Genomic DNA, 12,202 nt, shown 5'->3' with positions numbered 1-12,202 from the left:
GAGAGCGGCCGCGCCGTCGACGATCCGCGCGCGCCCATTGAGGCGCGGCTGGCCTACGCCCGTTTCCTGGTCGGGCACGGTCTGGGGTTCGAGGCGGTCGGGGTGCTGAACGCCCTGATCAAGCAGACGCCCGCCATGCAGGGCGTGGCCGAGGTGCGCGGCCTGCGCGGCGCCGCCCGCGCCTCCATCGGCCGTTTCGCCGAGGCGGAGGCCGACTTCTCGTCCGGCGCCCTGGCCGGCGATCCTTCCACCAAGGTGTGGCAGGGCTATATCGCGGCTCAGCAGGGCGACTGGACCAACGCCCGGCGGCTGTTTGCGGCCGGGGCGGGCGTGGTCGACGGCTTCGCCCCTGAATGGCGCGCTCGCTTCGGCGCCGCTCACGCCATGGCGGCGGTCGAGACCGGCGACGCCGACGCCGCGCGCGAACTGTTGGCCTATGTCTTCAGCCAACCGAACGTCTCGGCCCCCGACCAGTTGACCGCCCGCCTGGTGCAGGCCCGGCTGTTCGAGCTGGATCAGAACCCCGAGCGCGCCCTGGCGATCTACAAGGCGGTGGCGCGCGCGCCGCTGGACGGCATCGCCACGCCCGCGCGTCTGGGCGTCATCAAGCTGGAGATGGCCAAGGGGACGCTGAAGGTCGACGCCGCCGCCGCCCAGTTGGAGGCGCTGAAATGGCGCTGGCGCGGGGATGCGACCGAGCTGGCGGTGATCCGCACCCTGGGCGAACTCTATCTGTCGCAGGGCCGCTATCGCGAGGCGCTGACCACGCTGAAGACGGCCGGGTCGAAGATCGTCACCCTGCCGGGCGGCGATCGGCTTCAGGCCGATCTCGACAACGCCTTCCGCGCCCTGTTCCTCGAAGGCGCGGCCGACGGCCTGCAGCCGGTGCAGGCCCTGGCCCTGTTCTTCGACTTCCGCGAGCTGACGCCCGTCGGCGCCGACGGCGACGAGATGGTGCGGCGCCTGGCCCGGCGCCTGATCGACGTCGACCTGCTGGATCAGGCGGCGGAACTGCTGAAGTATCAGGCCGAGAACCGACTGGACGGGGTGGCCAAGGCCCAGGTCTCGACCAATCTGGCCGCCGTCTATCTGATGAACCGCCAACCGGAAGAGGCGCTGAAGGCCCTGTGGTCGTCGCGCACGACCCTGCTGCCGACGGCGATGAACCTGGAGCGCCGCGCGCTGGAGGCTCGCGCCCTGATGGAGCTGGGTCGCTACGATCACGCTCTGGAGGTGCTGGGCAAGGACGCCTCGCCCGCCGCGCGCGACGTGCGCGCCGATATCCTGTGGAAGCAGCAGCAGTGGGGGGCGGCCGCCGCCCTCTACGAACAGCGCCTCGGCGATCGCTGGAAGGAGACGGCCGTGCCGCTCAGCGAGGTCGAGGAGACGCGCCTGATCCGTGCAGGCGCGGGCTATTCCCTGGCGCGCGACGCGGCCGCGCTGAACCGTCTGTCGAAGAACTACGCCCGCTTCGCCGAGGGCGCGCGCTCGCCCGGCGCGATTCGGGTGGCTTTGGCGGGGCTGGACGGCGCCGACGGCTCGGGCCGCCCGCAGGACTTCGCCGCCCTCAGCGCCGGGGCCGACGCCTACGCCGGCTGGATCGCCCAGACCAAGGCCGAGTTCCGGGCCAAGAGCGGCGCCGCCCAATAAAAAACCCCCCTCCCGGCGGGAGAGGGGTCTTTTGCGTCTATCCCCGCAAGGAGGATCGAACGCGCCTGAAAGGCTTAGCCGTTGACGGCGTCCTTCAGCGGCTTCGACACGCGGAAGCGCACGGCCTTCGAGGCCGGGATCTTGATCGTGGCGCCGGTGGCCGGGTTGCGGCCTTCGCGCTCGGCGCGCTCGGCGGTGTCGAACACGCCCAGGTTCGAGATGCGGACGTCGCCGCCCGACTTCAGCGACTTGTGGATGTTTTCGACAATGGCGGTCAGCACCTTGCCGGCGTCAGCTTGCGAAACGCCCGCGTCCTTGGCGACGGCGGCGATCAGTTCAGCTTGAGTGGTCATGAGGGTATTTTCCCAATGGTGGTCGCCCGGAAAGAAGCGCCGGACGAGGACCGGGGGATCAACGACGGTTTTGGGGAGCTTGGCAAGTGCGCATCGGCGCGCAGGCCTTGCAGGCTGGGGATTTATCCGGTTCCGGAGGCTCTCTGGAAGCTCTCGACCAGGCTTCCTGCGACCAGTCGCCACCCGTCCACCAGCACGAAGAAGATCAGCTTGAAGGGCAGGCTGACCACTACCGGCGGCAGCATCATCATACCCATGGACATGAGCACGCTGGCGACCACCAGATCGATCACAAGGAACGGAACAAAAAGAAGAAATCCGATCGTGAAGGCGGTCTTCAACTCACTGATCATGAAGGCCGGCGTGACCACGCGCAGGGGCAGATCCTGCACGTCGGCCGGGGCCTCCACACGCGACAGGCGAGTGAACAACGCCAGGTCGTCCGGCTTCACCTGGGCCAGCATGAAGGTTTTTACCGGTTCGGACGCCGCATCGAAGGCCTGAGGCAGCTCCATCTGCTGATCCATGAGGGGGCGGATGCCCGAATCATAGGCGTCCTGCCACGTCGGCCCCATGACGATGGCGCTCAGGAACAGGGCCAGGGACACCAGGACGGCGTTCGGCGGCGACTGCTGCATTCCCAGCGCCGTGCGCAGCAGGGACAGCACCACGACGATTCGCACGAAGCTGGTGGTCATGATGACGATGGACGGCGCCAGCGACAGCACCGTCATCAGCCCGACCAGTTGCACCACGCGCTGCGTCAGGCCGGCGCCGCTGCCCAGGTCGATGTTGATGGCCGATCCGCCCTGCGCCGCCTCCTGCGCCAGGGCGCCCAACGGCCAGATCAGGCACAGGGCGGTGGTGATCAGCGACAGCAGGGCCGCGCGCTTCAGCTCGTCGCGGCTCGGCATGCCGAACAGGGCGGGGCGTTTCATTTGACGCCTCCCGGCTGGCGGGGCTCGATCAGTTCGCGGCCTTCGCCCAGCAGGATCAGCCGTTCTTCGTCGTCGACGCGGATCAGCACCAGGCGGCGCGAGGGGTCCAGCACCAGGGTCTCGACCACCTTCATGCGCCGCACCTGGCCCTGCGGTCCCTGGAAGCGGGCCAGGATCTCGGGCGCATAGCGCCGCGCCGCCCAGGCGGCCAGGCCGATGATGCCCAGGGTGATGGCCAGGCCGAAGATCGCCCGGAACAGATCGAGGATGTTCATGCGGATGCAGCCCCAGACGCATACGGCGGCGGCGCGCGGACGCGGCGCTTCGGGGGCATGTTTCAACGGACGTGGTTAACGGCGCGTTTAGGGATACGAGATATTAACCATGCAGGCGGCAAATTCTGCCGATCACCGTCCGAGGGATTCGCGTGTCCGTCACCGACCTGCCGCTGCTGAATCAGATCAAGGGCCGCCTGGGCTGGCTGGACGACCGCCAGCGGGTGATCGCCCAGAACGTCGCCAATTCCGACACTCCCGGCTATGTCGCCCGCGACCTGAAGACGCCGACCGACTTCGCCGAGGCGATGCGGACGGGCGGCGGCCTGCGCATGACGACGACCAACGCCCGGCACATCTCGCCGCCCGGCCAGGCGGCGCGGTTCGAGGCGACCCGCGCCCCGGATTCCGAGACCACGCTGGACGGCAACTCGGTCGTGGTCGAGGAGCAGATGCTCAAGATGGCCGAGAGCCGCATGGCCTATGACGCCGCCATCGGCTTCTACCAGAAGTCGATGCAGATGATCCGCCTGGCGGCCAAGAAGCCCGCGGCCTGAGGGAGAGTGAGCCATGCCTGATCCGATCAACGGCCGTCCCGTCACCCCGCGCAACACCGCCATGGCCGTCGCCTCCAGCGCGCTGAAGGCGCAGCAGTCGCGGATGCGCATCATCGCCGAGAACATCGCCAACGCGGAATCCACGGCCAACGTCGCGGGCGGCCAGCCCTATCGCCGCCAGACCCCGGTGTTTCAGGCCCGCAACGTCGACGGCGCGACCGGCGTGGTCCTGGCCGAGGTGCGGCCGGACCAGAGCGACTTCCGCATGGACTACGACCCCTCGCACCCGGCGGCGAACGCGGAAGGCTATGTCCAGCGGCCCAACGTCGACACCCTGGTCGAGGCGATGGACATGCGCGAGGCGCAGCGCGCCTATGAGGCCAACCTGAACGTCATCGAGACGGCGCGGAACATGGACTCCCGCACGCTCGACATCATCAAGAAGTAAGAGGGTCTAGGGCATGAACCCCATCATGGCCGCCCGCGCCTACGCCGCCGTTCAGGGCGGGGGCGGCGTCAATGTCGCCACCTCGGCCAATGCGGCTGCAAGCACCGGCCCGAACGCGGCCGGAGGCTTCGCCGACCTGCTGCAGAACGTCATGACCCAGACAACGCAGCAGACCCGCGCCGCCGAGACGCAGATGGCTCAGTCGGTCCAGGGGCAGGGCAATCTGATCGACGTCGTCACAGCCATCTCCTCGGCCGAGGCCTCGCTGGAGACGGTCATGGCGGTGCGTGATCAGGTGATCTCCGCCTATCAGGAAATCATGCGGATGCCGATCTGACGGCGGTTCGGTCTCAGAACCCCAGTTCCGCCCTCAGCGCCTCGGGCGTCAGGCCGCCCTCCCTCAGTTCCGCCAGCGTGACCGAGCGGTCGCGCTTGGCGTAGCGGCGGCCGTCGGGCCCGGCCAGCAGGCGGTGGTGACGATAGACGGGCGCAGGCCAGTCCATCAGAGCCTGGATCAGCCGCTGGATATGCGTCGCCTCGAACAAATCCTGCCCCCGGATGACATGGCTGACCCCCTGCAGGGCGTCGTCGTGCGTCACGGCCAGATGGTAGGCGGTCCCGGCGTCCTTGCGCGCCAGCACCACGTCGCCCGCCGTCTCGGGCCGCGCCTTGACCCGGCCGGTCTCGCCGTCGGGGCCTGAGCCTTCCTCGATGAAGCTGAGTGCGTCCCAGACCGCGCCGCCCAGCGCCTCCTTCGCCCGATCCAGCGACAGTCGCCAGGCGAAAGGGCGTCCCTCGGCCAGCAGGCGGGCTTCTTCCTCGGCCGGATGCGGACCGGGGCGCGCCGCCTCGGCGGGGCCGTGGGGGGCGTCGCCGATGGCGTCCAATATCTCCTTGCGGGTGCGGAAGCAGCGATAGAGCAGGCCGCGCCGGTCCAGCGCCTCGACCACGGCGGCGTAGTCGGCCAGGTGATCGGACTGGCGCCGCACCGGCGTCTCCCAGTCCAGCCCCAACCAGGCCAGGTCTTCATAGATGCCTGCCTCGAATTCCGGTCGGCACCGCGTTGGGTCGATATCCTCGATCCGCAGCACGAAGCGCCCGCCCGCCGCCTTCGCCGCCCGCCACGCCGTCAGGGCCGAAAAGGCGTGCCCCTTATGCAGGCGGCCGGTGGGGGAAGGGGCGAAGCGGGTGACGAACGTCATTGCGCGTCGCCTAGCAGCGACGCCCAGTCGCGGGCGGCGTGCAGCACGCGGATGATCTCGACCCGATCCGTCACGCGATAGAAAATCACATAGTCGCCGAAGGGGCGTTTGCGCAGATCGGCGAAACCGATGCGCGGATAGCGCTCGGCGTTGGCGGACAGGCTTTCACATTCCGTCAGCGCGCTCTCGATCCAGCGGCCTGCGGCGCGCGGATTGTCGCGCGCGATCCAGTCGCCGCTCTGAGCCAGATCCGACTCGGCCAGGCGGGTCAGAACGACCTTCATTCCGGGGCGGAAGGCTCGAAGCGTTGACGCAGCCTCTCGGCCGCCGTGTTCAGCGAGACGACGTCGCCGCGCTCTGCCTGGGTCACGCCGGCTTCAAGCTTGCCGAGCAGTTCGGTCAGGCGCGCTTCATGCTCCTGAACCAGGCGAACGCCCGTGCGCAGCACCTCGCTCTTGGAGCCGTAGCGCCCCTGCTTCACCAGATTGTCGACGACCTGCTCCAGGGCGCCGAGTTCGACGGTCATGGTCATGGCGATCTCCTGCTCTAATAATAGATGTTAGAGAGCCGGTGCGCCAGAGCTCTCCATGAGTGGCGGTTTCCGGCCGTGGTCAGAACCGGGCGGCGAACGTCTCTTTTCGAGGGATGAGGCGGAAGGCTAGCATGGCCTCATGGCCCTTGCTCCGTCTCCCGCTTCCGTCGCCGCCGCCCGTGAGGCCCTGGCCGCCGCCGATCCGGCGCTGGCGCGCGCGCACGCCTCGACGCCCGTGTTCGAATGGCGGCTGCGGCCCGGCGGCTATGAGGGCCTGTTCCGCATGATCGTGGAGCAGCAGGTGTCGGTGGCGGCGGCGGCCTCGATCTGGAAGCGGGTGGTGGAGGGGCTGGACGGGCAGGTGACGCCCGAGGCCGTGCTGGCGCGCGATGTGGAGACGCTGCGCACCTTCGGCCTGTCGGGGCAGAAGGCGAAGTACGGCCATGAGATCGCCCGCGCCCATGCGGAGGGCCACATCGACTTCGATCATCTGGAGCGGCTGGACGACGCCGAGGCTATCGCCGCCCTGGTCGCCATCAAGGGGGTGGGCAAGTGGACGGCCGAGACCTTCCTGATGTTCTGCGAGGGGCGAGGGGACGTTTTTCCCGGCGGCGACGTGGCACTTCAGGAAGCCATGCGTTGGGCCGACCGCGCCGAGGCCCGTCCGAACGAGAAACAGGCCTATGCCCGCGCCGAGATCTGGCGGCCGCATCGCGCGGTGGCGGCGCATTTGCTCTGGGGGTGGTATGGTGGCGTTCGGCGCGGCGAGATCGCGCTGGACGAAGGCCTCTAGCCTTCGGCATTGATGAAGGCTGGGGGCGACCCCGAAGACGGCGCCGCGCGGCGCCCTGGGGATGATGACGATGTTGGAGCCGATCGCGGGCGCAGACCTGGTTCGTCCGGCTGCGGTTCTGCCGTTGCTGGATTTCGCGGGCGTGGCCGTGTTCGCCGCCACCGGGGCCCTGGCCGCCGCGCGCGAGAAGCATGACGTCCTGACCTTCGCCTTCTTCGCCGCCGTGACCGGCATGGGCGGCGGCACCCTGCGCGACCTGCTGATCGGAGCGCCGGTCTTCTGGGTGCAGGACTGGCGCTATGTCGCCGTCTGCATGGTGGCGGCCGTCGGCTTCTGGATGCTGGGCGCGCGGTCGTGGCGTTTCCGCGCCCTGCTGTGGCTGGATGCGGTCGGGCTGGCGGCCTATGGCGTCATGGGGGCGGCCAAGGCGGCCTCCTATGGCGTGACGCCGCTGATCTGCATCGTCATGGGCGTGCTGACGGCCTGCTTCGGCGGCATCGTGCGCGACGTGCTGGCGCACCAGCCCTCCATCCTGTTGCGGCGCGAACTGAACATCACCGCCGCCCTGGTGTCGGCGGCCCTGTTCGTCGGCCTGAAGGCCGTGAGCCTGCCCACATGGCCCGCCGTGGCGGTGGCCGTCGTTGCCGGGTTCGGCGTGCGCGCTGGCGCCCTGAAGTGGGGCTGGAGCCTGCCCGCCTTCCCGACCGCCGCTTCGCGATATTGAATCCAACTGACGAGAATGCAGATGAACGATATTCCCCCCGCCTATGCGGCCGCGCCCCGTTGGCCCGTTGGCGACAGCCCCGAACTGGCCGATGAATTGCTGGCCCTGGTGCTGGCGGGCGGCAAGCGCGCGACCTGTTCGTCGCTGGCGTCATGCGAGGCCGACATCATGCCGACCGTGGGAGAGATCAGCGTCATCCTCGACGGCGCCGGCGCTCCTCGCTGTGCGATCCGCACGACCGAGGTCGAGATCATGCCTTTCGAGCAGGTCAGCGAGGACTTCGCCCGCGCCGAGGGAGAGGGCGACCTGACCTACGAATGGTGGCGCGACGCGCATGAGGCCTATTACCGACGCGAAGGCACCTGGGCGCCGGGCATGAAGGTGGTCTGCGAACGATTCGAGCTGGTCGAGGTCTTCTGACGGCGATTTTCTACTGGCGCTTCGCTTCGACGACCTGGTCAGGGCTGTGTAGCGGAGCGCCGTTGATGTGGCCGCCTTCATGAACAAGTTCGCCGCCTGTCCTGGCGCCGCAACCCGTTGTTGAGTTCTCCATGACCGATCTTCCCAACATCTATGCCGCCGTGCCCCGGTGGGCGTTTGGCGACAACCCCGGCTTGGCTGATGAACTGCTGGCCTTGGTGCTGGACGGACGCAAGCGCGCCACCTGTTCCTCCCTGGTCTCCTGTCAGGCGGACGTGATGCCGGCTGTGGGCGACCTCAGCGTCATCCTCGACGGGGGCGGTCGTCCGACCTGCGTGATCCGCACGACCGAGGTCCGTATCCTGGCTTTCGATCAGGTCGACGAGGACTTCATGCGAGCCGAGGGCGAAGGCGACCTGTCGGCCCAATACTGGCGCGAGGGCCATCAGACCTATTTCGAGCGCGAGGGCGTGTTCGCGCCGGACATGCCGCTCGTGTGTGAGCGGTTCGAACTGGTCGAGGTCTTCTGACGGGGGCGTCACGAACGGGGGCGTCACGAAAACGCGTCGTATCCGTCATGGCGATGCGGGGGAATCAGGCGTAGGGTTTTCGCATCAGACCAAGGAAGGAGACGTGTCTTCAGTCCTGTCGCGTCGATAACCCCCCGTATGAGCGGGAGGGCCTGATGCAGGTCCTGTCCCGCCCGCCGTCCGGTTTTCCAGCCCTGGTGCTGAACGCCGATTTCAGGCCCTTGTCCTACTTCCCCTTGTCGCTGTGGCCGTGGGAAGAGGTGGTCAAGGCCGTGTGGCAGGATCGCGTCGACGTGGTCGCCACCTATGACAAGGTCGTGCGCAGTCCTTCGCTGGAGATGCAACTGCCCAGCGTGGTCTGCCTGAAGTCCTATGTGGATCAGGACCGCAAGCCGGCCTTCACCCGTTTCAACGTCTTCCTGCGCGACGGTTTCGCCTGCCAGTATTGCGGCGAGCCGGGCTCGTCCCAGGATCTGACCTTCGATCACGTCATCCCCCGCTCGCGCGGCGGGCGCACGACGTGGCAGAACATCGTCGCCGCCTGCGGTCCCTGCAACCTGCGCAAGGGCGGCCGCACGCCCGGTCAGGCCCAGATGCCTCTGCGCCGCACCGCCCACCAGCCCAGCGCCTGGCAGCTTCAGCAGGCGGGGCGGCGTTTCCCGCCCCACTTCCTGCACCAGAGCTGGCTCGACTACCTCTACTGGGACATCGAGCTGGAGCCTTAGGCGGTTGCGGTCAGATCCGCTCCAGCGGCAGGCGCATGCCCGCCACGATCAGGCAGGCCGCGTCGGCGACGGCGGCGATGCGCTGGTTCAGGCGGCCGGCCTCGTCGCGGAAGCGGCGGCCCAGCGGGTTGTCGGGCACCAGCGACCAGCCGACTTCGTTGCTGACCACCCACAGCGTGGCGGGGCAGGCGGCCAGGGCCTGGGCCAGGTCGTCGACGGCGGCGGCCAGGTCGCGCTCCGCCAGCATCTGATTGCTGAGCCACAAGGTCAGGCAGTCGACCACCGCAACGTCCTCGGCCGACAGGGCGCGCACGGCCTCGGCCAGGTCCAGCGGCGCCTCGACTTGGCGCCAGCCCTGGCCGCGTTCGGCCTGGTGGCGGGCGATGCGGTCGCGCATCTCGTCGTCGAAGGCCTCGGCGGTGGCGATGAAGACGGGCGGGCGGCCCGCCGCCTCGGCCGCCCGTTCCGCCTGCCGCTGGGCGTAGCCGCTCTTGCCGGAGCGGGCGCCGCCGAGAACCAGCGTCAGGGTCATGCGTCGTCTCTCCGGTTGACCTGAACGGCGCACGGTCCTACTGCCACGGTCGCGTCAGGTTCCCCGAAAGGGGATTGAAAGGGAACGGAGTGTGAAACTCCGGCTGTTCCCGCAACTGTAAGCGGCTAGCCCGCGCGTCATACGCCACTGGCGGTCCGGAAGGCCACGGCCTGAACGACTTCTGGGAAGGCGACGCGCACCGGCCTTGATCCGCGAGCCAGGAGACCTGCCTGTCGCCGTCGTTCTCCGTGCGGTCGGGATGTGCCGGGCGGTCGAGGCAACTCGTGTGACGACAGTCGTAAACCAGCCGCGTCAGCGGCCGCTTTCGCTCATCCGGGCGAAGGGCGGTCCGGCGCGGCGTCGTCATATGGAGACCCGGAATGAACCGGACCGCATTCGCTACCCTGGCCGCCGCCAGCCTTCTGGCCGCCGCGCCCGCCTTCGCCGTTGAAGCCATCGATCAACAGGCCGCCGCTCCTGATGTGGCGGGTCGCGCCGGCGCCACCGCCGTCGAGGACGTGGTCGTCACCGCCAACCGCTCGGCCCAGCCGATCGAGCGCGTCGGCGCCTCGGTCACTGTCCTGACCCAGGCCGCCATCGAGGCGCAACAGACTCCGGTCGTGGTCGAACTTTTGGCCCAGACGCCGGGCGTCAGCTTCACCCGCAACGGCGGCCCCGGCACGACGACCACCCTGCGCATCCGCGGCGCGGAAGGCCATCACACCGTGGTCCTGATCGACGGGGTTAAGATGAACGATCCGTCCTCGACGCAGGGCGGAAGCAATTTCGGCAACCTGCTGATCGGCGACACCGCGCGTATCGAGGTGCTGCGCGGCGCCCAGTCGACCCTGTGGGGGAGCCAGGCCATCGGCGGCGTGGTCAACATCGTCACCGCCGAGCCGACCGCAGCCCTGCAAGGCAGCCTCGACGCCGAGGCCGGCGCGCGTGGCACGACCTATTTCCGCGGTGGGATCGGCGGCGCGGGCGAGCGTGTCAGCTGGCGCCTGGCGGCCAGCCGCTATGACACCGACGGCTATTCCAGCTTCGCCGCTGGCAAGGAAGACGACGGCTACAGCAACACCGGCCTGTCGGGACGCCTGAACGTCAAGGTGACGGACGCCGTGTCCCTGGACCTGCGCTCTGTCTGGTCCAGCGGCCGCCACGAGTTTGACGCTTGGAACGGCGACAGCCGCGATTATGGCCGGACCGAAGAACTGGCCGCCTATGCTGGTCTGAACTTCGACCTGCTGGACGGGCGTTTCCGCAACCGCATCGGCTATGCCTACACCGACACCGACCGTCGTAACTTCAACCCGGATCGGAAAGTTCAAACGCTGACTTTCGATGCTGCGGGTCAGAACCGTCGCTGGGAGTATCAGGGCGCTTTTGCTGTCACCGAGGCGCTGAACGCGACCTTCGGCCTGGAGCACGAGAAGTCCGAAATGAAGACCCGCGTGCCTAGCGATTCCAAGCCGAATCCAGTCTTCGATCGCGGCGAGGCCGAACTGAACAGCGCCTATGGCCAGGTGCAGTGGACGGTGCTGGACGGCCTGACCCTGACCGGCGGCCTGCGCTATGACGATCATGCGCAATATGGCGACAACCTGCTGGGCCAGGTCGCGGCGGCCTGGGCCCTGAACGAGGGCGGTACGGTGGTCCGCGCCAGCTGGGGCCAGGGCTTCCGCGCGCCGGGCCTGTATGAGCTGTACAGCGAGTACGGCAATCTGAACCTGCAGCCGGAAGAGTTCGACAGCTGGGAAGTCGGCGTCGAGCAGCGCCTGTTCGACCGCGCTGTCGTCTCGGCGACCTACTTCAACCGCCAGGCGGACAATGAGATCCGTTACAACGGCTGCTCGACGCCCTCGACGGACCCGCTGTGCACCGTCAACGGGGCGGGCCGCTGGGGCTATTACCGCAACGTCCAGAAGACCGAGGCGCAAGGCGTCGAACTGGTTGGCCGCGTGGACGTGACGGAGCGCCTGAACGTCAGCGCCAACTACACCTGGACCGACGCCAAGAGCGCCTCGGGCGCCACGGACGGCAAGCGTCTGACGCGCCGTCCCGAGCATATGGCGAACTTCGCCGCCGACTACGCCTTCGCCTTCGGCCTGAAGACGGGCGTGGCCGTGCGTTACGTCGGCGAGACGTTCAACAACGACACGAACACGGTGAAGGTCGACGCCTACACCCTGGTCGATCTGCGCGCCTCCTATCCGATCAACGACACCCTCGAAGTCTATGGCCGGATCGAGAACGCCTTCGACGAGGACTATCAGACGGTCCTGAACTACGGCGCGCCGGGACGCGGCGTGTTCGGCGGCGTTCGCGTCCGGTTCTGATGCGATGAAGGACGCCGCGTTCCTGACGACGGCGACCCGGCACGGCGGCGGCCTGATGACGGCCGCCGCCGCCTATCCCGACGCGCCGCAGCCCTGGCTGGACCTGTCCACGGGGATCAATCCCGAGCCGTGGCGGGGGGCGCGTGCGTCGGAGGAGGCGCTGAACCGCCTGCCCGATCCCGCC

General features: G+C 68.5%; 17 protein-coding genes, 1 pseudogene and 1 riboswitch. Of the genes and pseudogenes, 11 read left to right on the top strand and 7 right to left on the bottom strand.

The genetic code is table 11. The annotated features are described in order from the left end of the window. A partial coding sequence (locus BDIM_RS12335; protein WP_428829100.1) for a tetratricopeptide repeat protein occupies positions 1 to 1,650 on the top strand: 1,650 nt, incomplete at its 5' end. A gap of 74 nt (positions 1,651 to 1,724) precedes the next feature. Here BDIM_RS12335 and BDIM_RS12330 read toward each other — a convergent pair. From BDIM_RS12330 to BDIM_RS12320, 3 genes are all read right to left on the bottom strand, one after another. After that, positions 1,725 to 2,003: an HU family DNA-binding protein gene (locus tag BDIM_RS12330; protein WP_003165927.1), complete on the bottom strand. Its 279-nt coding sequence runs from the start codon at positions 2,001 to 2,003 to the stop codon at positions 1,725 to 1,727. 122 nt (positions 2,004 to 2,125) lie between these two features. Continuing rightward, the gene (fliP, locus tag BDIM_RS12325) at positions 2,126 to 2,941 is read right to left on the bottom strand and encodes a flagellar type III secretion system pore protein FliP (RefSeq protein WP_040346092.1); all 816 of its coding nucleotides are present in this window, start codon (positions 2,939 to 2,941) and stop codon (positions 2,126 to 2,128) included. Continuing rightward, positions 2,938 to 3,216 carry a FliO/MopB family protein gene (locus BDIM_RS12320; protein ID WP_003165925.1) on the bottom strand — a complete coding sequence of 93 codons (279 nt, stop codon included), beginning with the start codon at positions 3,214 to 3,216 and terminating at the stop codon, positions 2,938 to 2,940. Before BDIM_RS12320 ends, fliP begins: the two co-directional genes overlap by 4 nt. A 152-nt stretch (positions 3,217 to 3,368) precedes the next feature. On the opposite strand from BDIM_RS12320, the gene flgB reads away from it, so the two are divergent. Genes flgB through fliE form a run of 3 tightly spaced genes read left to right on the top strand, consistent with a single transcriptional unit; the run spans position 3,369 to position 4,558 of the window. Next, positions 3,369 to 3,773, top strand: a complete 405-nt coding sequence (flgB, locus tag BDIM_RS12315; RefSeq protein WP_003165924.1) for a flagellar basal body rod protein FlgB — start codon at positions 3,369 to 3,371, stop codon at positions 3,771 to 3,773. 13 nt (positions 3,774 to 3,786) lie between these two features. After that, entirely contained in the window at positions 3,787 to 4,221 is a 435-nt protein-coding gene (flgC, locus tag BDIM_RS12310) for a flagellar basal body rod protein FlgC (protein ID WP_003165923.1), read from the top strand. A gap of 13 nt (positions 4,222 to 4,234) precedes the next feature. Beyond that, on the top strand, positions 4,235 to 4,558 hold the full coding sequence (gene fliE / locus BDIM_RS12305) for a flagellar hook-basal body complex protein FliE (protein WP_003165922.1): 324 nt from the start codon (positions 4,235 to 4,237) through the stop codon (positions 4,556 to 4,558). A gap of 13 nt (positions 4,559 to 4,571) precedes the next feature. Here the strand turns inward: fliE and gluQRS are convergent, their stop codons facing one another. Genes gluQRS through BDIM_RS12290 form a run of 3 tightly spaced genes read right to left on the bottom strand, consistent with a single transcriptional unit; the run spans position 4,572 to position 5,955 of the window. Further along, positions 4,572 to 5,423 (bottom strand): tRNA glutamyl-Q(34) synthetase GluQRS, encoded by an 852-nt coding sequence (gene gluQRS, locus BDIM_RS12300; protein ID WP_003165921.1) that lies wholly within the window; start codon positions 5,421 to 5,423, stop codon positions 4,572 to 4,574. Further along, the gene (locus BDIM_RS12295) at positions 5,420 to 5,707 is read right to left on the bottom strand and encodes a type II toxin-antitoxin system RelE/ParE family toxin (RefSeq protein WP_003165920.1); all 288 of its coding nucleotides are present in this window, start codon (positions 5,705 to 5,707) and stop codon (positions 5,420 to 5,422) included. Before BDIM_RS12295 ends, gluQRS begins: the two co-directional genes overlap by 4 nt. Further along, a complete protein-coding gene (locus BDIM_RS12290) occupies positions 5,704 to 5,955 on the bottom strand; it encodes a type II toxin-antitoxin system ParD family antitoxin (protein ID WP_003165919.1) in 252 nt (83 codons plus the stop codon). Before BDIM_RS12290 ends, BDIM_RS12295 begins: the two co-directional genes overlap by 4 nt. A 139-nt stretch (positions 5,956 to 6,094) precedes the next feature. Between BDIM_RS12290 and BDIM_RS12285 the strand changes: the two genes are divergently transcribed. The 5 genes from BDIM_RS12285 (at position 6,095) to BDIM_RS12265 (ending at position 9,147) form a co-directional block, all read left to right on the top strand. Further along, positions 6,095 to 6,748: a DNA-3-methyladenine glycosylase family protein gene (locus BDIM_RS12285; RefSeq protein WP_003165918.1), complete on the top strand. Its 654-nt coding sequence runs from the start codon at positions 6,095 to 6,097 to the stop codon at positions 6,746 to 6,748. A 61-nt stretch (positions 6,749 to 6,809) separates the two neighbouring features. Beyond that, positions 6,810 to 7,472 (top strand): trimeric intracellular cation channel family protein, encoded by a 663-nt coding sequence (locus tag BDIM_RS12280; RefSeq protein ID WP_003165917.1) that lies wholly within the window; start codon positions 6,810 to 6,812, stop codon positions 7,470 to 7,472. Positions 7,473 to 7,493: 21 nt separating this feature from the next. Continuing rightward, positions 7,494 to 7,892 carry an ASCH domain-containing protein gene (locus BDIM_RS12275; protein ID WP_040346089.1) on the top strand — a complete coding sequence of 133 codons (399 nt, stop codon included), beginning with the start codon at positions 7,494 to 7,496 and terminating at the stop codon, positions 7,890 to 7,892. Positions 7,893 to 8,023: 131 nt separating this feature from the next. Beyond that, the gene (locus BDIM_RS12270; protein ID WP_003165912.1) at positions 8,024 to 8,422 is read left to right on the top strand and encodes an ASCH domain-containing protein; all 399 of its coding nucleotides are present in this window, start codon (positions 8,024 to 8,026) and stop codon (positions 8,420 to 8,422) included. Positions 8,423 to 8,574: 152 nt separating this feature from the next. Continuing rightward, entirely contained in the window at positions 8,575 to 9,147 is a 573-nt protein-coding gene (locus tag BDIM_RS12265) for an HNH endonuclease (RefSeq protein WP_172575529.1), read from the top strand. A gap of 10 nt (positions 9,148 to 9,157) precedes the next feature. Here the strand turns inward: BDIM_RS12265 and cobU are convergent, their stop codons facing one another. Next, entirely contained in the window at positions 9,158 to 9,679 is a 522-nt protein-coding gene (gene cobU, locus BDIM_RS12260) for a bifunctional adenosylcobinamide kinase/adenosylcobinamide-phosphate guanylyltransferase (RefSeq protein WP_003165908.1), read from the bottom strand. Positions 9,680 to 9,718: 39 nt separating this feature from the next. After that, a riboswitch (cobalamin riboswitch) is annotated at positions 9,719 to 9,927 on the top strand. 132 nt (positions 9,928 to 10,059) lie between these two features. On the opposite strand from cobU, the gene BDIM_RS12255 reads away from it, so the two are divergent. Continuing rightward, positions 10,060 to 12,018 (top strand): TonB-dependent receptor plug domain-containing protein, encoded by a 1,959-nt coding sequence (locus tag BDIM_RS12255; RefSeq protein ID WP_003165907.1) that lies wholly within the window; start codon positions 10,060 to 10,062, stop codon positions 12,016 to 12,018. Positions 12,019 to 12,022: 4 nt separating this feature from the next. Next, positions 12,023 to 12,202, top strand: a pseudogene (locus tag BDIM_RS18070) (hypothetical protein); the annotation flags it as partial.

Origin of the sequence: Brevundimonas diminuta ATCC 11568 (assembly GCF_000204035.1) — a bacterium.
Taxonomy (GTDB): domain Bacteria; phylum Pseudomonadota; class Alphaproteobacteria; order Caulobacterales; family Caulobacteraceae; genus Brevundimonas; species Brevundimonas diminuta.
This window is presented reverse-complemented; position numbering and strand designations above follow the sequence as displayed.